The 22,453-nt window shown below is 66.3% G+C and carries 21 protein-coding genes; 17 read left to right on the top strand and 4 right to left on the bottom strand.

Annotated features, from left to right (window positions below; genetic code table 11):
- The first annotated feature begins 26 nt into the window (after nucleotides 1-26).
- Together fmt and CH291_RS22495 are read left to right on the top strand one after the other, a co-directional pair.
- Nucleotides 27-950, top strand: a complete 924-nt coding sequence (gene fmt / locus CH291_RS22500; protein ID WP_094641886.1) for a methionyl-tRNA formyltransferase — start codon at nucleotides 27-29, stop codon at nucleotides 948-950.
- On the top strand, nucleotides 947-2,416 hold the full coding sequence (locus CH291_RS22495; protein WP_094688696.1) for an RsmB/NOP family class I SAM-dependent RNA methyltransferase: 1,470 nt from the start codon (nucleotides 947-949) through the stop codon (nucleotides 2,414-2,416). Before fmt ends, CH291_RS22495 begins: the two co-directional genes overlap by 4 nt.
- A 17-nt stretch (nucleotides 2,417-2,433) precedes the next feature.
- Here the strand turns inward: CH291_RS22495 and CH291_RS22490 are convergent, their stop codons facing one another.
- Complete coding sequence (locus tag CH291_RS22490; protein ID WP_068050537.1) at nucleotides 2,434-2,823, bottom strand: MmcQ/YjbR family DNA-binding protein; 390 nt, start codon at nucleotides 2,821-2,823, stop codon at nucleotides 2,434-2,436.
- A gap of 36 nt (nucleotides 2,824-2,859) precedes the next feature.
- Between CH291_RS22490 and rpe the strand changes: the two genes are divergently transcribed.
- The 15 genes from rpe to ppc all read left to right on the top strand — a co-directional run bounded on the left by rpe (nucleotide 2,860) and on the right by ppc (nucleotide 19,025).
- Nucleotides 2,860-3,534, top strand: coding sequence for a ribulose-phosphate 3-epimerase (rpe, locus tag CH291_RS22485; RefSeq protein WP_094688695.1), 675 nt, complete (start codon nucleotides 2,860-2,862; stop codon nucleotides 3,532-3,534).
- Nucleotides 3,534-4,565 (top strand): bifunctional diaminohydroxyphosphoribosylaminopyrimidine deaminase/5-amino-6-(5-phosphoribosylamino)uracil reductase RibD, encoded by a 1,032-nt coding sequence (gene ribD, locus CH291_RS22480; protein WP_094688694.1) that lies wholly within the window; start codon nucleotides 3,534-3,536, stop codon nucleotides 4,563-4,565. Before rpe ends, ribD begins: the two co-directional genes overlap by 1 nt.
- Nucleotides 4,566-5,177 carry a riboflavin synthase gene (locus tag CH291_RS22475; RefSeq protein WP_094688693.1) on the top strand — a complete coding sequence of 204 codons (612 nt, stop codon included), beginning with the start codon at nucleotides 4,566-4,568 and terminating at the stop codon, nucleotides 5,175-5,177.
- Between the two features lie 86 nt (nucleotides 5,178-5,263).
- On the top strand, nucleotides 5,264-6,553 hold the full coding sequence (locus CH291_RS22470) for a bifunctional 3,4-dihydroxy-2-butanone-4-phosphate synthase/GTP cyclohydrolase II (RefSeq protein ID WP_068050543.1): 1,290 nt from the start codon (nucleotides 5,264-5,266) through the stop codon (nucleotides 6,551-6,553).
- Entirely contained in the window at nucleotides 6,550-7,047 is a 498-nt protein-coding gene (gene ribH, locus CH291_RS22465; RefSeq protein WP_068050533.1) for a 6,7-dimethyl-8-ribityllumazine synthase, read from the top strand. The genes CH291_RS22470 and ribH overlap by 4 nt, the downstream gene beginning before the upstream one ends.
- A 29-nt stretch (nucleotides 7,048-7,076) precedes the next feature.
- On the top strand, nucleotides 7,077-7,535 hold the full coding sequence (locus CH291_RS22460) for a PH domain-containing protein (RefSeq protein WP_068050542.1): 459 nt from the start codon (nucleotides 7,077-7,079) through the stop codon (nucleotides 7,533-7,535).
- Between the two features lie 71 nt (nucleotides 7,536-7,606).
- The gene (uvrC, locus tag CH291_RS22455; RefSeq protein WP_094688889.1) at nucleotides 7,607-9,697 is read left to right on the top strand and encodes an excinuclease ABC subunit UvrC; all 2,091 of its coding nucleotides are present in this window, start codon (nucleotides 7,607-7,609) and stop codon (nucleotides 9,695-9,697) included.
- 56 nt (nucleotides 9,698-9,753) lie between these two features.
- Nucleotides 9,754-10,647, top strand: coding sequence for an RNase adapter RapZ (gene rapZ, locus CH291_RS22450; RefSeq protein WP_094642373.1), 894 nt, complete (start codon nucleotides 9,754-9,756; stop codon nucleotides 10,645-10,647).
- Nucleotides 10,644-11,669, top strand: a complete 1,026-nt coding sequence (locus CH291_RS22445) for a gluconeogenesis factor YvcK family protein (RefSeq protein ID WP_068050530.1) — start codon at nucleotides 10,644-10,646, stop codon at nucleotides 11,667-11,669. Before rapZ ends, CH291_RS22445 begins: the two co-directional genes overlap by 4 nt.
- On the top strand, nucleotides 11,660-12,643 hold the full coding sequence (whiA, locus tag CH291_RS22440) for a DNA-binding protein WhiA (protein ID WP_068050529.1): 984 nt from the start codon (nucleotides 11,660-11,662) through the stop codon (nucleotides 12,641-12,643). The genes CH291_RS22445 and whiA overlap by 10 nt, the downstream gene beginning before the upstream one ends.
- A 120-nt stretch (nucleotides 12,644-12,763) precedes the next feature.
- Entirely contained in the window at nucleotides 12,764-13,783 is a 1,020-nt protein-coding gene (gap, locus tag CH291_RS22435) for a type I glyceraldehyde-3-phosphate dehydrogenase (protein WP_032365753.1), read from the top strand.
- A gap of 5 nt (nucleotides 13,784-13,788) precedes the next feature.
- The gene (locus CH291_RS22430; protein WP_032377823.1) at nucleotides 13,789-15,000 is read left to right on the top strand and encodes a phosphoglycerate kinase; all 1,212 of its coding nucleotides are present in this window, start codon (nucleotides 13,789-13,791) and stop codon (nucleotides 14,998-15,000) included.
- A 3-nt stretch (nucleotides 15,001-15,003) separates the two neighbouring features.
- Entirely contained in the window at nucleotides 15,004-15,789 is a 786-nt protein-coding gene (tpiA, locus tag CH291_RS22425; RefSeq protein ID WP_068050527.1) for a triose-phosphate isomerase, read from the top strand.
- A 119-nt stretch (nucleotides 15,790-15,908) separates the two neighbouring features.
- Nucleotides 15,909-16,142 (top strand): preprotein translocase subunit SecG, encoded by a 234-nt coding sequence (gene secG, locus CH291_RS22420; RefSeq protein WP_068050526.1) that lies wholly within the window; start codon nucleotides 15,909-15,911, stop codon nucleotides 16,140-16,142.
- A gap of 51 nt (nucleotides 16,143-16,193) precedes the next feature.
- Nucleotides 16,194-19,025 carry a phosphoenolpyruvate carboxylase gene (gene ppc, locus CH291_RS22415; RefSeq protein ID WP_094688692.1) on the top strand — a complete coding sequence of 944 codons (2,832 nt, stop codon included), beginning with the start codon at nucleotides 16,194-16,196 and terminating at the stop codon, nucleotides 19,023-19,025.
- A 224-nt stretch (nucleotides 19,026-19,249) separates the two neighbouring features.
- Here the strand turns inward: ppc and pgl are convergent, their stop codons facing one another.
- Genes pgl through zwf form a run of 3 tightly spaced genes read right to left on the bottom strand, consistent with a single transcriptional unit; the run spans nucleotide 19,250 to nucleotide 22,450 of the window.
- Nucleotides 19,250-19,996 carry a 6-phosphogluconolactonase gene (gene pgl / locus CH291_RS22410; RefSeq protein WP_068050524.1) on the bottom strand — a complete coding sequence of 249 codons (747 nt, stop codon included), beginning with the start codon at nucleotides 19,994-19,996 and terminating at the stop codon, nucleotides 19,250-19,252.
- Entirely contained in the window at nucleotides 19,989-20,897 is a 909-nt protein-coding gene (gene opcA, locus CH291_RS22405) for a glucose-6-phosphate dehydrogenase assembly protein OpcA (RefSeq protein WP_170946023.1), read from the bottom strand. Before opcA ends, pgl begins: the two co-directional genes overlap by 8 nt.
- Nucleotides 20,894-22,450: a glucose-6-phosphate dehydrogenase gene (gene zwf / locus CH291_RS22400; RefSeq protein ID WP_037189374.1), complete on the bottom strand. Its 1,557-nt coding sequence runs from the start codon at nucleotides 22,448-22,450 to the stop codon at nucleotides 20,894-20,896. Before zwf ends, opcA begins: the two co-directional genes overlap by 4 nt.
- Nucleotides 22,451-22,453 lie beyond the last annotated feature (3 nt).

Here is a 22,453-nt window from a genome sequence, read left to right as displayed (position 1 = left end):
TTCGTCCATCCCAGGGAGTTGCTCGAGTGCGCGTCGTCTTTGCCGGTACACCGGAGCCCGCGGTCCCGTCGCTGCGGGCACTGCTCGAGTCCGAACGCCACGAGGTGATCGCGGTGGTGACTCGGCCCGACGCCGCTGCCGGTAGAGGTCGCAAGACGATGCGCTCACCGGTCGGGCAGCTGGCCGACGAGCACGGAATCCCCGTGTTCACACCCGCGAAGCCCGCGGATCCGGATTTCGTCTCACAGCTCACCGAACTCGCACCCGACGTGTGTCCGGTGGTCGCGTACGGGGCACTGCTGCCGCAGCCGGTGCTGGACATCCCTCGCTTCGGCTGGATCAATCTGCACTTCTCGTTGCTGCCCGCATGGCGAGGTGCCGCGCCGGTACAGGCCGCCATCGCCGCAGGCGACGAGATCACCGGTGCCTCCACCTTCCTGCTCGACGCGGGAATGGACACCGGCCCGGTACTCGGCGTCGTCACCGAGCGGGTACGCGCAACCGACACGACGGGGGACCTGCTCACCCGGCTGGCGTCGAGCGGAGCAGACCTACTCGCTGCCACCCTCGACGCGATCGAGGACGGGACGGCATCGGCGCATCCGCAGCCCGAGGACGGGATCTCATACGCGAGCAAGGTCAGCGTCGACGCCGCACGCATCGACTGGACGCGGTCTGCTGCATTCGTCGATCGGCACATCAGATCGGTGACCCCCGCACCGGGCGCATGGACGACGATCGGTGAACTCCGCGTCAAGATCTCACCGGTTCAGCACTCCGAGGACACGCTCGCGCCGGGTTCGATCGAGGTGCGCAAGTCCGGGGTGCACATCGGAACAGGTACGACGGCAGTGGTTCTCGGCGAAGTTCAACCGCAGGGCAAGAAGCTCATGAAGGCACTCGACTGGGCGCGCGGCGCTCGGCTGGACGATACGGCGGTAGCGCGATGACAGAACCCGACAGGCCTCGAAAGCGCGAGTCGAGTCCGGCCCGAAAGACCACCAAGAAGTCGCCCGGTGCGCGTGGTCCGAAGGGAAACCGGCCCCCGCAGGGCGGGGGACCCCGTGCCGTCGACGCGATCGACCCGGCCCGTCGCGCGGCCAGGGACGTGCTGAAGGCCGTGCGCGAGCGGGATGCCTACGCCAACCTGGTGCTGCCCGGTTTGCTGCGAGAGCGCAAGCTCGACTCACGCGACGCGGCACTGGCCACCGAACTCGCGTACGGCGCTTCCCGAGCGCGTGGTGTGCTCGACGCGGTGATCGCCCACGCCGCCGGTCGGCCCGCCGCCGAGATCGACGGACCACTACTCGACATTCTGCGGCTCGGCTCGTACCAACTGCTGCGTACCCGGGTGGCTCCTCACGCCGCCGTCGCCACGTCGGTGGACCTTGCTCGGTCCGAATTCGGTTCCGGCAAAGCAGGTTTCGTCAACGCCGTGTTGCGGCGCGTGTCCGAACGTACGGCGGCGCAGTGGGTCGACGAACTTGCGCCCGAGGCGGGGGTCGATCCCGTCGGCCACCTCGCGTTCGAGTACGCGCATCCCACGTGGATCGCGCAGGCCTTCGCCGATGCACTCGGTGCCGACGCCGGTGAACTCGCCGCCGTCCTCGAGGCCGACGACGCGCGCCCCTCGGTGCACCTGGTCGCCCGGCCCGGAGAGATCTCCGCCGAAGAACTGGCGCTGATCACCGGGGGAGAAGAGGGGCCCTATTCGCCGTATGCCGTGCACCTCGACGGCGGTGATCCCGGCAAGATCGACGCCGTCCGTGACGGGTTGGCCGGAGTGCAGGACGAAGGCAGTCAACTCGTCGGCCGGGCGCTCACCCTGGCACCGCTCGTCGGCGAGGACGGTGGCCGGTGGCTGGACCTGTGCGCCGGACCGGGCGGTAAAGCTGCCCTGATCGGTGCCATCGCCGAAATCGACGGTGCCACGGTCGACGCCGTCGAACCGACCCCGCACCGAGCCGATCTGGTGTCGAAGACGACGAAAGATCTTCCGGTGACGGTGCACACCGTCGACGGTCGAGCGTCCGGACTCGACGGCGGCTACGACCGAGTGCTCGTCGATGCGCCGTGCACCGGACTCGGTGCCCTGCGACGCAGGCCCGAAGCACGCTGGCGTCGACAACCTTCCGACGTGGCGGCGCTCGTGACTCTGCAGAAAGAACTGCTGGCAGCGGCAATACAGCTGGTTCGCCCCGGTGGAGTGGTGCTGTACTCGACCTGCTCGCCGCATCTGTCCGAAACCACGGCCGTCGTCGCCGACGCGATCCGCCGCTACGGCGTCGAGCCGCTCGATACCCGTGAGCTGGTGCCGGGTGTCCCACAACTCGGAGACGGCACGTCGGTGCAACTGTGGCCGCACCGACACGGTACGGACGCGATGTTCATGGCGGCGCTGCGTAAACCGATGTAAACAGCATGCCGATGTGATCAGTCGCCGGCCAGGAACGTCTCGGCCACATCCTTCGGGGCGTAGACCAGCCAGCCGTCGACGATCAGTTCTCGCAGTTCGTCGTCGCCGGTGTTGTCGATGTCGACCAGAACGGCGGCGAACCCGTCGAAATGCGGGATGGTGAAGCACGCCCGCGGGTGGGCGGCGAGGATGGCTTCCTTTTCGTTCGGATCAGCGGTGCGGACCGCGAGGATCGGCCCGCTGGGCGGAATCTCGCTGCCGAACCGCTTCAGATCGGCCTTGCTGAACGGCCGAATCCACGCGAAGACGTTCTTGCCCACCGACCATGCCGGATGGCCGTACCGAACACCCTCGGTGACCTCGGGCAACTCGGCGATCACCGTCGCCGCGTAATCCATGGTGGTCATGGGCGAACGATACCGGCTGGGCTAGGCTCGTCAATCGTGGTTTCCCCGATGATTGCCCCCTCGATCCTGTCCGCTGATTTCGCTCGTCTGGCTGCCGAAGCCGAGGCGGTGGCCGGAGCCGACTGGCTGCACGTCGACGTCATGGACGCGCACTTCGTGCCGAACCTCACCCTGGGTCTGCCGGTCGTGGAGAGCTTGCTGAAGGCGACGAACATCCCCCTCGACTGCCACCTGATGATCGAGGACCCGGCCCGCTGGGCTCCGCCCTACGCCGAGGCCGGGGCGTACAACGTCACCTTCCACGCCGAGGCAACCGACGACCCGTCCGCAGTGGCACGCGACATCCGCGCCGCGGGCGCGAAAGCAGGCCTGTCCGTCAAGCCGGGAACACCCATCGAGCCGTACCTCGAGATCCTGCGCGACTTCGACACCCTGCTGGTGATGAGCGTGGAGCCGGGCTTCGGCGGACAGTCGTTCCTGCCCGAGGTGCTCTCCAAGGCGAAAGCTGTTCGGGCACTTGTCGATTCCGGTGATCTCCGGCTGATAGTGGAAATCGACGGCGGCATCAACTCCGATACGATCGAGCAGGCCGCGGAGGCCGGAATCGACTGTTTCGTGGCCGGATCGGCCGTCTACAACACCGCCGACCCCGCGGTCGCCGTGCGCGACCTCCGTGCCCGCGCCGCCCGCGCATCACATCACCTGTCGTAATGAACGGCCAGGGCGCAACACTGTCCGTCGCGGACGCCATGGCCCTCGCCGTCGAGGCATCCGAAGCCGCCCGGGGCATCAGCAGTCCCAACCCCCCGGTCGGCGCGGTGATCCTCGATGCCGACGGCATCGTCGTCGGCATCGGTTCGACTCGCCCGCCCGGCGGACCACACGCCGAGATCGTCGCGCTGGCCGAGGCCGGGGACCGAGCTCGCGGCGGTACCGCGGTGGTGACCCTCGAACCCTGCAACCACACCGGCCGCACCGGACCGTGCTCACAGGCCCTGATCGCGGCGGGCATCGCCGCAGTCGTGCATGCCGTCGCAGATCCGAATCCGCTCGCATCGGGCGGCGGAGACACCCTGCGCGCGGCGGGCATTCGCGTCGAACAGGGGACCGGCGAGACCGAGGTGCGGCAGGGGCCGCTGCGAGCCTGGTTGCACAAGCAACGCACCGGGCGGCCGCACGTGACGTGGAAGTATGCCGCCACCCTGGACGGCCGTAGCGCGGCGGCGGACGGCACGAGCCAGTGGATCACCGGACCGCAGTCCCGGGCGCACGTCCACGCCGAACGGGCCAAGCTCGACGCCATCGTGGTGGGAACCGGCACCGTACTGGCCGACGACCCGCGCCTGACCGCACGACGTCCCGACGGGACCCTTGCGCCCCACCAGCCCGTCCGCGTCGTCGTCGGATCTCGGCCGATTCCGTCGACCGCGGCAATCCGTGGATCCGACGCACCTACCGTGTTCCTGGACACACACGACCCCGCCGCCGTGATCGACGCTCTGCACGAGCACACCGACATCCAGCTCGAAGGCGGTCCGACGTTGGCCGGAGCGTTCCTCGCCGCCGGGCTCGTGGACCGCGTCGTGGCGTACGTCGCGCCGGCCGTGTTGGGCAGCGGGCCCGCAGCGGTGGAGAATGCGGGTATCGGAACAATTGCCGACGCAATTCGGTTCCGCACGGAGACAGTCACCATGATCGGCAACGACATTCTGATCGGCGTCGTGCCCGAAGGAGCGAAGTAGATGTTCACCGGAATTGTCGAAGAGCTCGGCGAGATCGTGGCCAAGGACGAACTTCCCGACGCCGCGCGGTTCACCGTCCGCGGACCGGTGGTGACCTCCGATGCAGGCCACGGCGACTCCATCGCGGTGAACGGCGTCTGCCTGACCGTCGTCGAGGTGCTGCCCGACGGCGGATTCACCGCCGACGTCATGCAGGAAACTCTGATCCGCTCGAGCCTCGGCGCCCTCGATGTGGGCAGCCGCGTCAACCTCGAGCGGGCAGCCGCGCTCGGCAGCCGTCTCGGTGGGCACCTGGTGCAGGGCCATGTGGACGGCACCGGGACCATCATTAGCCGGTCCCCGTCGGAGAACTGGACGGTCGTACGCATCGCACTGCCCACCTCGGTCGCACGCTACGTCGTAGAGAAGGGCTCGATCACCGTCGACGGCGTCTCGCTCACCGTCTCCGGACTCGGCACCGACGACGGTGCGCACTGGTTCGAGATCTCCCTGATCCCCACCACCCTCGACCTGACCACTCTCGGCACGGCCGAGGTCGGAACGCCGGTCAACCTCGAAGTCGACGTCATCGCCAAGTACGTGGAGCGGCTGCAGACGATCGACGCACAGTAAGTACTGTTGACGTGCACGCAATCGATGGTGCATCGGAGAATTTCCAGGGCGCTGAGCCAGGCCCGAGACGTATGGAGCACACCGTGGTGACCAGGTTCGACAGTATCGAGCGCGCAGTTGCGGACATCGCTGCGGGCAAAGCAGTGGTGGTCGTCGACGACGAGGACCGCGAGAACGAAGGCGACCTCATCTTCGCCGCCGAGAAGGCCACACCGGAACTGGTCGCCTTCATGGTCCGCTACACCTCCGGTTACCTCTGCGTTCCGCTCTCCGGTGAGGACTGCGACCGGCTCGGCCTGCCACCGATGTTCGCCACCAATCAGGACAAGCACGGCACCGCGTACACCGTCACCGTCGACGCCCGCGAAGGCATCGGCACCGGAATCTCGGCCTCCGACCGGGCGGCCACCATGCGACTGCTCGCCGATCCCGACACCGGAGCCAACGACTTCACCCGGCCGGGCCACGTCGTACCCCTGCGCGCCAAGGACGGCGGAGTGCTGCGTCGCCCCGGCCACACCGAGGCGGCCGTCGACCTCGCGCGCATGGCAGACCTGAGGCCTGCAGGCGTCATCTGCGAAATCGTCAGTCAGAAGGACGAGGGCGCGATGGCCCAGACAGACGAACTGCGCGTCTTCGCCGACGAACACGACCTCGCTCTCATCTCCATCGCCGACCTCATCGCCTGGCGTCGCAAGCACGAGAAGCACGTCGTCCGCGTCGCCGACGCCCGAATCCCCACCAGCCACGGCACCTTCCGCGCCGTCGGCTACCAGAGCATCTACGACGAGGTCGAACACGTCGCGCTCGTCCGCGGCGACATCGCGGGCCCCGACGGGGACGGCAACGACGTGCTCGTTCGAGTGCACTCCGAATGCCTCACCGGCGACGTGTTCGGATCACTGCGCTGCGACTGCGGACCACAGCTCGACGCGGCGCTGGAAATGGTCGCCGCCGAGGACCGCGGCATCGTGCTGTACATGCGCGGACACGAAGGTCGCGGCATCGGTCTGCTGCACAAGCTCCAGGCCTACCAACTCCAGGACGCAGGCTCCGACACCGTCGACGCCAACCTGCAGCTCGGACTCCCCGCCGACTCGCGCGACTACGGAATCGGTGCCCAGATCCTCGTCGACCTCGGCGTGTCCTCGATGCGGCTGCTGACCAACAACCCCGCCAAACGAGTGGGACTCGACGGCTACGGACTGCACGTGACCGAGCGAGTGCCGATGCCGTTGCGCGCCAACGCCGAGAACCTCACCTACCTGCGCACCAAGCGCGACCGCATGGGCCACGACCTCACCGGGCTCGACGACTTCGAAAATGGTCATTCCGCAGGCTCCACTCCCGCCCACGAGAATGGGGCCACATCATGAGCGGCGAAGGCGAACCCACCCTGCAGCTGGCAGGCGCGCGTGATCTCAAGCTGGCGATCGTGGCCGGTCAATGGCACCAGAAGATCTCCCAGGCGCTGCTCGACGGTGCACTTCGCAAAGCCGAGTCGGCGGGGATCGAGGACGTCACGGTCATCCGTGTCGCCGGAGCCATCGAACTGCCCGTCGTCGCGCAGGCGCTGGCCCGCAACCACGACGCCGTCGTCGCTCTCGGCGTCGTCATCCGTGGCGGCACACCACATTTCGAGTACGTGTGCGACGCCGTGACGGCCGGGCTGACGCGTGTCTCGCTCGACGAGGGCACTCCGGTCACCAACGGCGTGCTCACCACCAACGACGAGCAGCAGGCGCTCGATCGCGCCGGACTGCCCGGTTCGTTCGAGGACAAGGGCGCACAGGCCACGGCGGCCGCGATCGACACGGCGCTGACTCTCAAGCACCTCCGCCAACCCTGGACGAATCAGGAGTTCACGTGACCGGCAGCGCACCGTCCGCCGAGTGGGACATGGTGGTGAAGTCGCGTAAGTCGGCCCGCTACGCCATCGCGACCGCGGTACTGCTCGTGGTGGCGCACTCGACCGTCGCCGTCCTGCTGCGAGTGTCGCCGACCGGGGTGTACTTCAGAACCGCCGACCAGCTCGCGATGGCGGGAATCGGAGTCCTTCTGGGAGGCCTGGCGCTAGTGCTGACGCGCCCGCGCATTCGCGTCGGGCCGGCCGGTGTCGCGGTACGGAACCTGTTGTCGGAGCGTCTCATCGAATGGGATCTGGTGCGTGGCCTGTCCTTCCCGGACGGAGCCATGTGGGCCAGAGTCGACATTCCCGACGACGAGTTCATCAACGTGATGGCCATCCAGTCCAACGATCGTGACCACGCGGTCGCGGCGGTGAGACAGTTCCGCACACTCGAGCGTAAGTACGCGCCCGCCGCCTCGGTTCCGGACATCGAGGTCGATCGGGACTGACGTCGGAACTCCGCACCACAGCTGAGCTGCGGATGCGGAGAACGTCGGACCCGACGGCTAACGTGGTTGCCGTGTCCGACCCCGCTACCTACCGCCCGGCCACCGGAACCATCCCGGTGGAGCCGGGGGTGTACAAATTCCGCGATCCGCACGGTCGCGTCGTCTACGTAGGAAAGGCCAAAAGCCTCCGCAGTCGGCTCAATTCCTACTTCGCAGACATCGCCTCGCTGCATCCTCGCACTCGCCAGATGGTCACCACCGCGGCTTCGGTGGAGTGGACGGTGGTGACCACCGAGGTCGAGGCCCTGCAGCTCGAGTACAACTGGATCAAGGAGTTCGATCCACGGTTCAACGTCCGATATCGCGACGACAAGAGCTACCCGATGCTCGCGGTGACGATGAACGAGGAATACCCGCGGTTGTTCGTCTACCGCGGACCGAGGCGCAAGGGCGTGCGGTATTTCGGCCCCTACGCGCACGCGTGGGCGATTCGGGAGACGCTGGATCTTCTGTTGCGGGTGTTCCCCGCCCGCACGTGCTCGACCGGAGTGCTGAAGCGCCACAATCAGATCGGCAGGCCCTGCCTGCTGGGTTACATCGACAAGTGCTCGGCACCGTGTGTCGGCCGAGTCAGCGCCGACGAGCATCGGCGCACCGTCGAGGACTTCTGTGACTTCCTGGCCGGTAAGACGGACAAGCTCGTTCGTCAGCTCGAGAAGAAGATGCAGGCTGCGTCCGAGGACCTCGATTTCGAGACCGCCGCGCGTCTGCGAGACGACGTCGGTGCGCTGCGTCGAGCACTGGAGAAGCAGGCAGTGGTGCTCGGCGACGGCACCGACGCCGATCTCGTCGCCTTCGCCACCGATGCCCTGGAAGCGGCAGTTCAGGTATTCCACGTCCGCGGCGGCCGTGTGCGAGGGCAACGCGGCTGGGTGGTGGAGAAGGCAGGCGAGGTGATCGAACGCCAGGACGAGGCCGATCTGCCCGCCCTGGTCGAACAGTTCCTGACGCAGTTCTACGGCGAGCAGGCAGCCCTGTCCGCACAGGCACCGGGCGGCGACGACGGTGGATCCAATGCCGTCCCGAGGGAAGTACTGGTTCCGGTCCTGCCGGACAACGCCGACGAGGTTCAGGTCTGGCTCAGTGAACTCCGGGGCTCGAACGTGACCTTGCGAGTTCCGCAACGCGGCGACAAGAAGGCGTTGGCCGAGACCGTCGAGCGCAACGCCAAGGAGGCCCTGCAGCAGCACAAGCTCAAGCGTGCAGGCGACTTCACGTCCAGATCGGCTGCGCTGCAGGGTATTCAGGAGGCGCTGGATCTGGATTCCGCACCACTGCGCATCGAGTGCATCGACATCTCCCACGTGCAGGGAACCGACGTGGTGGCCTCGCTCGTCGTCTTCGAGGACGGACTGCCCCGCAAGAGCGACTACCGCCACTACGCGATCAAGGAAGCGGCAGGCGACGGGCATTCCGACGACGTGGCGAGCATCGCCGAGGTGACTCGTCGCCGATTTTTGCGACATTCGGCCGACGGTACGGCCGAGGGAACAGGGGGCGATCTGGCCCCCGAAGCGGCCTTGGATCCGCAGACCGGCAGACCGCGAAAATTCGCGTATCCACCCAACCTGTTCGTCGTCGACGGCGGTGCCCCTCAGGTGGCCGCCGCCGCAGCGGTACTGGACGAGCTCGGCGTGACCGACGTCGCTGTGGTCGGTCTGGCGAAGCGTCTCGAGGAGGTATGGGTTCCGGGGGAGGAGGATCCGGTCATCCTGCCGCGCACGAGCGAATCGCTTTATCTGCTGCAACGGGTCCGAGACGAAGCGCACCGGTTTGCGATCACGTTCCATCGCAGCAAGCGATCACGGCGGATGACGGCGTCGGCCCTCGATTCGGTTCGCGGACTCGGTGAGTCGCGTCGAACAGCGTTGGTGGCACACTTCGGTTCGGTAGCCAACCTCAAGCGTGCAACGGTCGCGGAGATCGTCGAGGTTCCGGGAATCGGAGAGACCACGGCCAAGTCGGTGCTGGCCGCGCTGGGTTCCGACACGGACGACGCCGATGTAGGCGATGATGGCAACGCAAGTGCAACGACATCGGGCGAGAACACGGCGGAACATGCGATCGCACCGCGTGTGGAATCGGCGGGACAGGCTTCGTAGTGAGCGAACACCAGACACAGAGACATCCACCGTCCGAAGAACACCTCGAGCAGTCCATCGAGGGGGAGTCGCAGCACGACGAGATCGAGGTGGCGTTGGTCACCGGGGTGTCCGGTGCAGGATTGCGCACTGCGGCCAAGATTCTCGAGGATCTCGGCTGGTACGTCGCCGACAATCTACCGCCGGAGCTCATCTCCAAGATGGTCGATCTCGGACGCGAGTCCAAGCCCAGAATCGAGCGACTGGCACTGGTGATGGACGTCCGAAGCCGCCTGTTCACCGGCGATCTGGGCTGGGTGGTGAAAGAACTCGACTCCAAGGGCGTGCGCAACAGAGTGCTCTTCCTTGACGCGTCCGACGCCGTGCTGATCCGTCGATTCGAGTCCAACCGGCGTAGCCATCCCCTGCAGAACGACGGTCAGGACGGAACGCTGACCGAGGGCATCACCGCCGAACGGTTGCGACTCGCTCAGGTCAAGGCAGCTGCGGATCTCACGGTGGACACCACGTCCCTGTCCGTGCATCAACTCCGGCGCAAGATCGAGACGGTGTTCGGCGCGGCCGAGACCACCGGAGTGGGCGTCACCGTGCAGTCGTTCGGCTTCAAGTACGGCCTGCCGATGGACGCCGACCTGGTCTGCGACGTGCGCTTTCTGCCCAACCCACATTGGGTGCCCGAGCTGCGCGAACACACCGGCCAGGACGCGGACGTTCGCGACTACGTGTTGGGGCAGGACGGGGCACGCGATTACCTGCAGACGTACACGCACCTGCTGAATCTGACCATCGAGGGATACGTGCGGGAAGGCAAGAGGTACATGACGGTGGCCGTTGGCTGCACCGGAGGGAAGCATCGAAGTGTCGCGATGACCGAGGCACTGGCGGCAATTCTCGCCGACCAGGGTGATGTGTCGGTGCGCGTGCTGCATCGGGATCTGGGTCGCGAATGAGCGAGGTCGACACCGAAGTACCGACAGCGGGCCCCAGGATCGTCGCGCTCGGCGGCGGGCACGGCCTGTACGCCACGCTGTCGGCGGCCCGGCTGCTCGGTCCCGACGTCACCGCCATCGTCACGGTCGCCGACGACGGGGGATCCTCGGGGCGTCTGCGGGCCGAGCTCGGCGTCATTCCGCCCGGAGACCTGCGCATGGCACTGGCTGCGCTGGCACGATCGGACGAGAGGACGCAGCTCTGGACGGACGTCCTGCAGCACCGCTTCGGCGGCACGGGCGCTCTGGCCGGACATTCGGTGGGCAACCTCATCCTCGCCGGCCTCACCGAGGTACTGGGCGATCCGATCGCCGCACTCGACGAGATGGTGCGGATGCTCGGAATCGACGGACGGGTGCTTCCGATGTCGCCGATCGCACTCGACATCGAGGCCGACGTCTCCGGTCTGGAGGACGACCCACGTGTGAGCCGCGTCATTCGCGGACAGGTTGCGGTGGCGACGACTCCTGGCAAGGTTCGCCGCGTTCGACTGTTGCCACCCGAACCGCCTGCCTCGGCGGATGCACTCGCTGCGATCGATAAGGCCGACCTCGTGGTGCTCGGACCGGGATCGTGGTTCTCCAGCGTCATCCCGCACGTGTTGGTGCCCGATCAGCTCGCCGCGCTCGCTCGCACGAGCGCGCCGAAGGTACTGGTGTTGAACCTGGCACCGGAGCTGGGGGAGACCACCGGATTCTCCGCCGAGCGCCATGTCCACGTACTCTCCCAACACGCACCGGATTTGGGAATCGACTACGTGTTGGTCGATTCCGCCTCGGTCCCGGAAGGCAGCAACCGCGAGCACGTGGCGCGGGCAGCGGCCCGGCTCGGTGCCGAGGTCGTCTACGTCGACGTTGCCGAAAACGGCACCCACGCACATCATTACGGCAAGCTTGCTGCGGCTCTCGGTTCCATCGTGTCGTCCACCGACGGCACCGCACCGACTACCGCACGCAGAGAGGGGATCACTTCGTGGCCATGACAGCGGAGGTCAAGGACGAGCTGAGCAGGCTCACCGTCAGTCAGGTCAGTTGCCGCAAGGCCGAGGTGTCCGCACTCCTGCGATTCGCCGGCGGACTGCACATCGTGGCAGGCCGCGTGGTGGTCGAGGCAGAGGTGGATCTCGGGTCCATTGCGAGACGGCTGCGTCGGGAGATCTTCGAGCTGTACGGCTACTCCTCCGACGTGCACATGCTCGGAGCAGGCGGGCTCCGCAAGACCTCTCGCTACGTGGTGCGCGTGGCCAAGGACGGCGAGGCACTGGCGCGGCAGACCGGCCTGTTGGACCTGCGCGGTCGCCCGGTTCGCGGCCTGCCCGCCCAGGTGGTCGGCGGCACGGTGGGGGACTCCGAGGCGGCATGGCGGGGCGCATTCCTGGCGCACGGTTCACTCACCGAACCGGGTCGATCCTCGGCTCTGGAGATCAGCTGCCCGGGTCCCGAGGCAGCTCTCGCGCTCGTCGGAGCCGCTCGACGCCTCGGCGTGGCCGCCAAGGCACGCGAGGTCCGCGGCACCGATCGAGTGGTCGTCCGCGACGGCGAGGCGATCGGGGCACTGCTCACCCGCATGGGCGCACAGGACACCCGGTTGATCTGGGAAGAACGACGGATGCGACGCGAGGTCAGGGCAACCGCGAACCGGCTCGCCAACTTCGACGACGCCAACCTGCGCCGCTCGGCCAGGGCCGCCGTCGCCGCCGCAGCGCGCGTCGAGCGGGCCCTGCACATCCTCGGCGAGGACGTGCCGGATCATCTGGCCGCCGCGGGCTCGCTCCGGGTACAGCATCGCCAGGCGTCGCTCGAGGAACTCGGCCAGTTGGCCGACCCGCCGATGACCAAGGACGCTGTGGCAGGCCGAATTCGACGCCTGCTGTCCATGGCCGACCGCAAGGCGAAGGAAACCGGAATTCCGGACACCGAGTCCGCCGTCACCGCCGAGTTGCTCGACGAGGCATGACCGGCCCGATCACGTGATGCGCGCGCTCTGCCTGCGCGCACACTAGGGTGGGAACCGCGTGTGGCACCCCGCACGCAGGCACAATCAGACATCTGTTTTCACAACTTTTAGGAGCGAACAGTGACGATCCGGGTAGGCGTCAACGGCTTCGGCCGCATCGGGCGTAACTTCTTCAGGGCTGTCGATGCGCAGAAGGCGCTCGGTACCACCGACATCGAAATCGTTGCTGTCAACGACCTGACCGACAACGCATCGCTCGCACACCTGCTCAAGTACGACTCGATCCTGGGTCGCTTGCCGCACGATGTCTCGCTCGAGGGCGAGGACACCATCGTCGTCGGTGGCCAGAAGATCAAGGCGCTGTCGCTGCGTGAGGGCCCGTCCGCACTTCCGTGGGGTGACCTGGGTGTCGACGTCGTCGTCGAGTCCACCGGCATCTTCACCGACGCTGCCAAGGCACAGGGCCACATCGATGCCGGTGCCAAGAAGGTCATCATCTCCGCGCCCGCCAAGGGCGAGGACATCACCATCGTGATGGGCGTCAACGACGACAAGTACGACGGCAGCCAGAACATCATCTCCAACGCGTCGTGCACCACCAACTGCCTCGGCCCCATCGCCAAGGTTCTCGACGACGAGTTCGGCATCGTCTCGGGTCTGATGACCACCATTCACGCGTACACGCAGGACCAGAACCTGCAGGACGGCCCGCACAGCGATCTGCGTCGCGCCCGCGCTGCAGCCCTGAACGTGGTCCCGACCGGCACCGGCGCGGCCAAGGCCATCGGCCTGGTTCTCCCGCAGCTGCTCGGCAAGCTCGACGGCTACGCGCTTCGGGTACCGATCCCCACCGGCTCGGTCACCGACCTGACTGCGCTGTTGAAGAAGAAGGCAAGCGCCGACGACATCAACGCCGCCATGAAGGCCGCAGCCGAGGGCCCCCTCAAGGGCATCCTGAAGTACAACACCGATCCGATCGTCTCCTCGGACATCGTCACCGACCCGCACTCGTCGATCTTCGATGCGCCGCTGACGAAGGTCATCGACGATCAGGTCAAGATCGTCTCCTGGTACGACAACGAGTGGGGCTACTCCAACCGCCTCGCCGACCTCATCGGTCTCGTCGGCAAGTCCCTCTGACACCGATGGCTGTCAAGACACTGCAGGATCTGCTCGATGCCGGTGTCGAAGGCCGTGGCGTCCTCGTGCGATCGGACTTCAATGTCCCGCTCGAGGACGGCACGATCACCGACCCCGGCCGCATCCAGGCGTCGATCCCGACTCTCCGGGCACTGGTCGAGGCGGGTGCCAAAGTCATCGTGACCGCGCACCTCGGTCGTCCCGACGGCAAGCCCGACGCGAAGTACAGCCTGGCTCCGGTCGCAGCGAAGCTCGGCGAACTGCTCGGACGCCACGTTCAGCTCGCGGGCGACGTGGTGGGTCAGGACGCCGAGGCTCGGGCCGAGGGTCTGACCGACGGCGACGTGCTGCTGCTCGAGAACATTCGCTTCGATCCGCGCGAGACCAGCAAGGACGAATCCGAGCGAGCTGCTCTGGCTCGTGAGCTCGTTGCTCTGGCCGGCGACGACGCGGCCTTCGTCTCCGACGGATTCGGCGTCGTGCACCGCAAGCAGGCATCGGTCTACGACGTGGCGCAGTTGCTGCCCCACTACGCGGGCACTCTCGTCGCGGCCGAGGTCGAGGTACTGGCCAAGCTCACCGAGGACGCCGCGCGTCCGTACGCGGTGGTGCTCGGCGGCTCCAAGGTCTCGGACAAGCTCGGCGTCATCGAGGCGTTGGCCCCCAAGGTCGACACCCTGGTCATCGGCGGCGGCATGGCGTTCACTTTCCTTGCCGCGCAGGGATATTCGGTCGGCAACTCGTTGTTGCAGGAGGACCAGATCGGGGTCTGCAAGGACCTGCTCGAGCGTTTCGGTGACGTGATCCACCTGCCCGTCGACATCGTCGTCGGAGACAAGTTCGCGGCGGACGCCGAGGCGAAGACCGTGAAGGCATCCGAGATTCCGGACGGCTGGATGGGCCTCGACATCGGACCCGATTCGGTCAGCCGCTTCGCCGTCGTTCTCTCGAATGCCAAGACCGTCTTCTGGAACGGACCGGCCGGAGTGTTCGAGTTCGACAAGTTCTCGGCCGGCACCAAGGGCATCGCCGAAGCGATCATCGGAGCCACCGAGAAGGGCGCGTTCAGCGTCGTCGGTGGCGGCGACTCGGCCGCTGCGGTACGCACCCTCGGACTGCCCGACGACGGTTTCTCGCACATCTCCACCGGCGGCGGTGCATCCCTCGAATACCTCGAAGGCAAGCAGCTCCCCGGCCTATCCGTCCTGGAGGCGTAACGCATGGCACGTAAGCCGCTCATCGCGGGCAACTGGAAGATGAACCTCAACCACCTCGAGGCCATCTCGCTGGTGCAGAAGATCGCATTCTCGTTGCCCGAGAAGTACTTCGACAAGGTCGACGTGACGGTGATCCCGCCGTTCACCGACATCCGCAGCGTGCAGACCCTGGTCGAGGGCGACAAACTGCTGCTCACCTACGGTGCGCAGGACGTCTCGTCCGAGGACAAGGGTGCCTTCACCGGCGAGATCAGCGGATCGATGCTGGCCAAGCTGGGGTGCACCTTCGTCGTCGTCGGTCACTCCGAGCGACGCACGCTGCACAGCGAGGACGACGCCGTCGTGCTCGCCAAGACGAAGGCGGCCCTGAAGAACGGCCTCACTCCGATCGTGTGCATCGGCGAGGGTCTGAACATCCGTGAGGCCGGCGAGCACGTGGCCTACAACGTGGCACAGCTGCGAGGGTCACTCGAAGGACTGTCGGCCGACGACATCTCCAAGGTCGTCATCGCCTACGAGCCGGTATGGGCCATCGGTACCGGCCGGGTCGCGTCGGCGTCGGACGCTCAGGAAGTGTGCGGTGCCATTCGTGAGGAATTGAAGGCGCTGTCCTCGGACGAGGTCGCCGCGGGCGTGCGCGTGCTGTACGGCGGCTCGGTCAACGCGAAGAACGTCGGTGAGATCGTCGGACAGCCCGACGTCGACGGTGCCCTCGTCGGTGGCGCTTCGCTCAAGGCGGACGAGTTCGCCACGTTGTCGGCCATCGCCGCAGGTGGACCCCTGCCCTGATCGGCCATCGGCAACGCTGTATCGGACGGTTTTCGGACACCTCGCTTCGGCGGGGTGTCCGAAGCCGTTCGCGGGGCCAGGTAGGCTGCTGAAGGCATCGAATCGAGTTTGAGGTGGACATGGATCTGTTTCTGGATATTCTGCTGGTCGTCACCAGCCTGGCACTGATCTTGCTGATCCTGCTGCATCGCGGCAAGGGCGGCGGATTGTCCAGCCTGTTCGGTGGCGGAGTGCAGTCCAGCCTCTCCGGTTCCACCGTCGTCGAGAAGAACCTCGATCGCCTCACGGTCTTCACCGGCATCATCTGGCTCATCGCCATCCTCGGTATCGGCCTGGAGATCAAGTACACCTGATCGGATTCGGCTCCGAGTGCGAGTTGGTGACGGAGCGACGATACTGGGTGGATGAGCGAATCCTCCTACGAGTCAGTCGGTTCCCCAGCCTTCGTCCCACCGACAGCTCAGGGTCGGGAGTTGACAGAGCCTCTCCGTGAGGACATCCGCTATCTCGGCGGCATCCTGGGTGAGATCATTCGCGAGCACGAGGGCGACGACGTATTCGAGTTGATCGAAGCGGCGCGAGTCGAATCCTTCGCAGTACGCAGATCCGAGATCGAGCGCGACGACTCGGTCGGGCGCTACACCGATGTCGAAGTGGCACAAGCGGTTCCACTCATTCGAGCATTCAGTCACTTCTCGCTGCTGGCCAATCTTGCCGAGGACCTGCACCGCGAACGTCGTCGCGCGATTCACCTCGACCGCGAGGACCCGCCGCAGAACAGCAGCCTCGACGCCACCTGGCTCAAGATCGATGCCGCGGCCCCGTCGCGCGAGCAGGTGGCCGCGGCCCTGACGGATGCGCTGGTCGCACCGGTGATCACCGCGCACCCCACCGAGACCCGTCGACGCACCGTGTTCGATGTGCAGTCCAAGATCACCGAGCTGATGCGGCGCCGCGATGTCGCCGCCGCGGCGCGTGAGGGCAAGGCCGCCAGCGCGGCGAAGGAATTGGCCGCCATCGACGTGCAGATCCGCAGGCAAGTGCTGACCCTGTGGGAGACGGCTCTGATTCGGTTGTCGCGCTTGCGGATTCAGGACGAGATCGAGGTCGGCCTCCGGTACTTCGAGTCCTCCCTGTTCGATGTCATGCCGGCGTTGAACGCGGACGTGCGGGCAGCCCTGCGGGCACGGTGGCCCGAGGACGACCTATTGCCACGGCCCATTCTTCGCCCCGGCTCCTGGATCGGCGGCGATCGGGACGGCAACCCGAACGTGACCGCAGAGGTGGTCCACACCGCGACCCATCAGGCGGGATACGTAGCGTTCGAGCACTACCTGGACGAATTGGTCGCGCTGGAGAAGGAATTGTCGATGTCCGCGCGTCTGGTGGATGTCACCGAGGATCTGAAGGCTCTGGCCGGCGCATCGACCGAGCCGGACGACCGTCGATCGGACGAGCCGTATCGGGTCGCGGTCGTCGGTATCCGAGCCCGGCTCACCGCCACCGCCCAGACCGTGCTCGACGCGGTGCCGGTCTCCGGGATCGATCTCGGGGCGCAGAAGTACGACGGTCCGCAGGGCATCCTCGACGACCTCGACATCATCGACCGCGCGCTGCGGGCGGACGGCGATGCCCTGATCGCCGACGATCGACTGCTCCGGCTCCGACAGTCGGTCGAGACGTTCGGCTTCCATCTGCAGGCGTTGGACATGAGGCAGAACTCCGAGACTCACGAAGAGGTGGTCGCCGAGCTGCTGGCCTGGGCCGGTGTACATGCGGACTACATGTCCCTCGGGGAGGACGAACGGGTCTCGGTTCTGTCGCACGAACTTGCGACCAGGCGGCCGCTCGTCGGCCCCAACGCGCAACTCAGTGAGCTCGCCACCAAGGAACTGGGCATCGTCAAGGCCGCCAAGGAGGCCATCGACCACCTGGGCCCCGACACCATCCAGAACTACATCATCAGCATGTGTCAGTCGGTCAGTGACATGCTCGAAGCGGCGTTGCTGCTCAAGGAAGCGGGGATATTCGACCCCGGCACCGACGGTTCGGCGCCCACGTCGACGGTGGGTGTCGTGCCGCTGTTCGAGACCATCGAGGATCTCCAGCAGGGCGCAGCGACGTTGCTCGCCACGCTCGACGTTCCGATCTACCGTGCGCTGGTGGCCGGGCGCGGCATGAATCAGGAAGTCATGCTCGGGTATTCGGATTCGAACAAGGACGGTGGATACCTCGCGGCGAACTGGGCGCTGTACCGCGCCGAGCTCGATCTGCTCGAGGCCTCACGCAAGACGGGTATTCGCCTGCGGCTCTTCCACGGTCGCGGCGGCACGGTCGGCCGCGGCGGCGGTCCCAGTTACGACGCGATCCTGGCGCAGCCGCCCGGAGTGGTGCAGGGATCGCTGCGGCTCACCGAGCAAGGCGAGATCATCGCGGCCAAATACGCCGAGCCGTCCATGGCGCGTCGCAACCTCGAGTCTCTGGTTGCCGGAACCCTCGAATCGACTCTGCTGGACGTCGAAGGTCTCGGGGACGGCGCAGAAGCCGCGTACGACATCCTGGACGACCTCGCCGCGAAGGCCCGCGCGGCATACGGCCGGCTGGTGCACGAGGAGCCCGGGTTCGTCGAGTACTTCCGCACGTCGACTCCGGTTGCCGAGGTCGGTGAGCTGAACATCGGCTCCCGTCCGGCATCGAGGAAGCCGACGAACTCGGTGTACGACCTCCGAGCAATCCCATGGGTGATGTCGTGGAGCCAGTGCCGCGTCATGCTGCCCGGGTGGTACGGCACCGGTTCGGCGTTCGAGGAGTGGGTCGGCGACGACGACGCCAAGCTCGAGGTACTGACCGACCTGTATCGGAAGTGGCCGTTCTTCCAGACCGTTCTGTCCAACCTTGCGCAGGTCATGGCCAAGTCGGATCTGGGTATCGCGGCGCGGTACGCGGAGTTGGTTCCCGACGCAGACCTGCGTGCGCGGATCTTCGGCATGATCGAAGCCGAACATGCCACGACGGTGCGGATGTACCTGAAGATCACCGGTCACAGTCGCCTGCTCGAAGACAACCCGTCGCTGGAGCGCTCGGTGCACAATCGCTTCCCGTACCTGGAGCCGCTCAATCAGATGCAGGTCGAGATGCTGCGTCGATACCGCAACGGTGACGACGACGAACGGGTCAAGCGAGGAATTCTGCTGACGATGAACGGTCTCGCGACGGCGCTGCGCAACAGCGGTTAGCCACGCACGAGGGGCGAGGAACCGGTCGTCGGTCGATCGCGTCCAACGAGGTATGACGCAGTGCAGTAGTTCGATCGATACCTGGAGAGACGGATCCGCCTACCGCGGGAGCAGTAGGCGGATCGGTCGTTCGATATCAGGATATGCCCGGGGCGTCGGCGACTACGACTGCGAGCGGCCGGGATGTGACCCCGACGCTGCCGACCCCGATTAGTCGGGTGGGATCAGACGGTGTCCAGCTTGGACGCTGCGCCGGCATCGAGGAACCAGACCGTCGATTCGGTGCCCAGCGCGCCTGCCGACGGGACGTCGTCGGAATCGGCTCCGCCCACCGCAGCGGCGACGGCGTCGGCTTTGTTCGCTCCCGAGACGAGCAACCACACGTGCTGTGCGCGGCGAACCGCAGGCAGTGTCAGTGTGATGCGCACCGGCGGGGGCTTGGGGGAGTCCTCGACCGCCACGACGAAGCGGTGCTGTTCACGCACTGCATCGGTGTGGGGGAAGAGTGAATTGATATGGCCTTCGCCGCCCATACCGAGGAGATGGACGTCGAACCGGGGCGTCGGCTCACCCTCCGATCCGGAATGCAGGATCTGTGCGTACGTTGCCGCGGCCACCTCGGGGTCGCTTCCGTGCGGTCCGTCCGATGCGGCCATCCGGAACACCCGATCCGGGTGGACATCGACGTGATCGAGCAGCGCCTCCGAGGCCTGGACCTCGTTGCGTTCGGGATCACCCGAGGGTAGGAAGCGTTCGTCGCCGAAGTAGATGTCGACTTTGCCCCAGTCGATCGATCCGGAGTCCTCACGTAGCGCTTGCAGCAGCGCGATTCCGGTGCCGCCGCCGGTGAGCACCACCGATGCGAAGCCGCGCTCGGCCTGCGCGGCCGTGACCACGTCGACGAAGCGAGATCGTGCAGCGTCGACCAGGGCCTGCGCGTCCAAGTACTGGAGTACCGATGTCTTACTCATAGCTCACTTTCGACAGTCCGTGCAAGGCGAGTTCGTAGATCTCATCCGTGTCGAGTCTGCGCAGTTCCTCGGCGAGGCACTCGCGAGTGTTGCGACGCGCCAGTGCGACCTCCGCGTCGGGCTGACCGGTGCGTCGCAGGGTTGCGGTCTTGCCGGTCTGCGGACGCGTCAGCGAGATGCTGCTGTTCTCTCTGATCAGCTCCACCTTCAGCTCACCCGCACGGCGGTGGACCGGCACGTCGAGTTTGGCGGCCAGCCAACCTGCCAGGATGTCGAGTGCGGGTTCTTCGGCCAGTCCGGACACCGTGGCCGAGACGACCGCCTCGAACGGAGCCTGGTCGAGCGCGGTGGCCAACAGGCCGCGCCAGTACGTGATGCGACTCCAGGAGAGATCGGTGTCGCCCTCGGTGTAGCTGCTGAGCCGACCCTTGATCGTTGCGGTGGTGTCGGGGGAGTTGGTGGCATCGGTGATCCGCCGAATTGCCAAGCGCCCCAGCGGATCCTTCGCCGGAACGGTCGGTGCCTCGTCCGGCCACCACGCCACGATCGGGGTATCGGGCAGCAGGAACGGGATGACCACACTGTGCTCGTGATCGGCGAGTTCGCCGTTCAAGCGCAGCACCACGACCTCCGACGCTCCGGCGTCGCCGCCCACCCGGATCTGTGCGTCGAGGCTCGACTCGGCGGATCGGTCTCCGTGGATGAGCACGATGACGCGGCACGGATGCTCACGGCTCGCTTCGTTGGCTGCGTCGATCGCTCGTTCGGCTTTGGCCGGATCACGGCTGGCGACGATCAGCGTCAGCACCCGACCGATGGTCACCGCACCGCCTGCTTCACGCACCTCCACCAACTTCTTGCCGACCTCGGCCGTCGTCGTGGCGGGGATGTCGACAATCACGGCCTTCTCCATTCGCGTCCGGTGCGGTGCATCATCTCGTCACCCGAGGAAGGCCCCCAGGTACCGGCTTCGTACGGCTCCGCGGTGCCGCCGGAAGCCCAGAATTCCAGAATCGGATCCAGGATCTTCCACGACAGTTCCACTTCGGCATTGACCGGGAACAGCGACGGCTCGCCGAGCAGCACATCGAGGATGAGGCGCTCGTATGCCTCGGGAGAGGACTCGGTGAACGCCTGGCCGTAGCTGAAGTCCATGCTGACGTCGCGCACCTGCATGCTCGATCCCGGCACCTTGGAGCCGAAGCGCATCGTCACGCCCTCGTCGGGCTGGACTCGGATCACCAACGCATTCTGACCGAGTTCTTCGGTCATCGTCGCGTCGAACGGCAGGTGCGGAGCGCGCTTGAACACCATCGCGATCTCGGTGACTCGACGCCCGAGTGCCTTGCCGGTGCGGAGATAGAACGGCACCCCACCCCAGCGCCGCGTATCCACCTCCAGAGTGATGGCGGCATAGGTTTCGGTGTTCGACTCGGAGTCGAATCCCTCTTCCTCCTTGAGCCCCTTCACTTTCTGACTGCCCTGCCACCCCGCGGAGTACTGACCGCGCGCCGAGGTGCGATCGAGTGGCTCGGCAAGTTTGGTTGCCGAGAGCACCTTGATCTTCTCCGACTGCAACTCCTTGGGGTTGAAGCTGACCGGCTCCTCCATCGCAGTGATGGCGAGAAGCTGCAGAAGGTGGTTCTGGATGACGTCACGGGCGGCGCCGATTCCGTCGTAGTACCCGGCGCGACCGCCCAATCCGATGTCCTCGGCCATCGTGATCTGAACGTGGTCGACGTAGTGCGCATTCCAGATCGGATCGAACAGCTGGTTGGCGAAGCGCAGTGCCAGGATGTTCTGCACCGTCTCCTTGCCGAGGTAGTGGTCGATGCGAAACACGGTGTCCTCGGGGAACACTCGGTTCACGACAGCGTTGAGCTCTTTCGCGCTCTGCAGGTCGTGTCCGAACGGCTTCTCGATGACCACGCGTCGCCAATTGCCGTCCTTGCTCTGCGCCAGGCCCGAGCGCGACAACTGCTCGAGGACCACGGGGAACGCGCTGGGCGGGATGGACAGATAGAAGGCGTGATTACCGCCGGTGCCGCGGGTCTCGTCGAGCTCGGTCAGTGTTCGTGACAGCTCGTCGAACGCCTCGTCGTCGTCGAAGGAGCCCTGGACGAACCGGAATCCCTCGGCGAGGGTGTTCCACACCTCCTCACTGAACGGTGTTCGCGCGTGATCGCGCACGGAGTCGTGCACGATCTTGGCGAAGTCCTGGTTCTGCCATTCCCGCCGGGCAAATCCGACCAGGGCGAAACCGGGGGGTAGAAGCCCCCGGTTCGCCAGGTCGTACACCGCAGGCATGAGCTTCTTACGCGCGAGATCTCCGGTCACTCCGAAGATGACCATGCTGCACGGGCCCGCGATGCGGGGGAGCCGCTTGTCCCGCGCGTCGCGGAGAGGGTTGAGCCAGTCCGCGGAATGGAGAGGTTCGGTTTCTGCGGTGGGCACAGT

The organism is Rhodococcus sp. 14-1411-2a, assembly GCF_002259485.1.
Lineage (GTDB): Bacteria > Actinomycetota > Actinomycetes > Mycobacteriales > Mycobacteriaceae > Rhodococcoides.
Note: the sequence above shows the minus strand (reverse complement) of the source record. Positions and strands in the feature narration are given on the sequence as shown.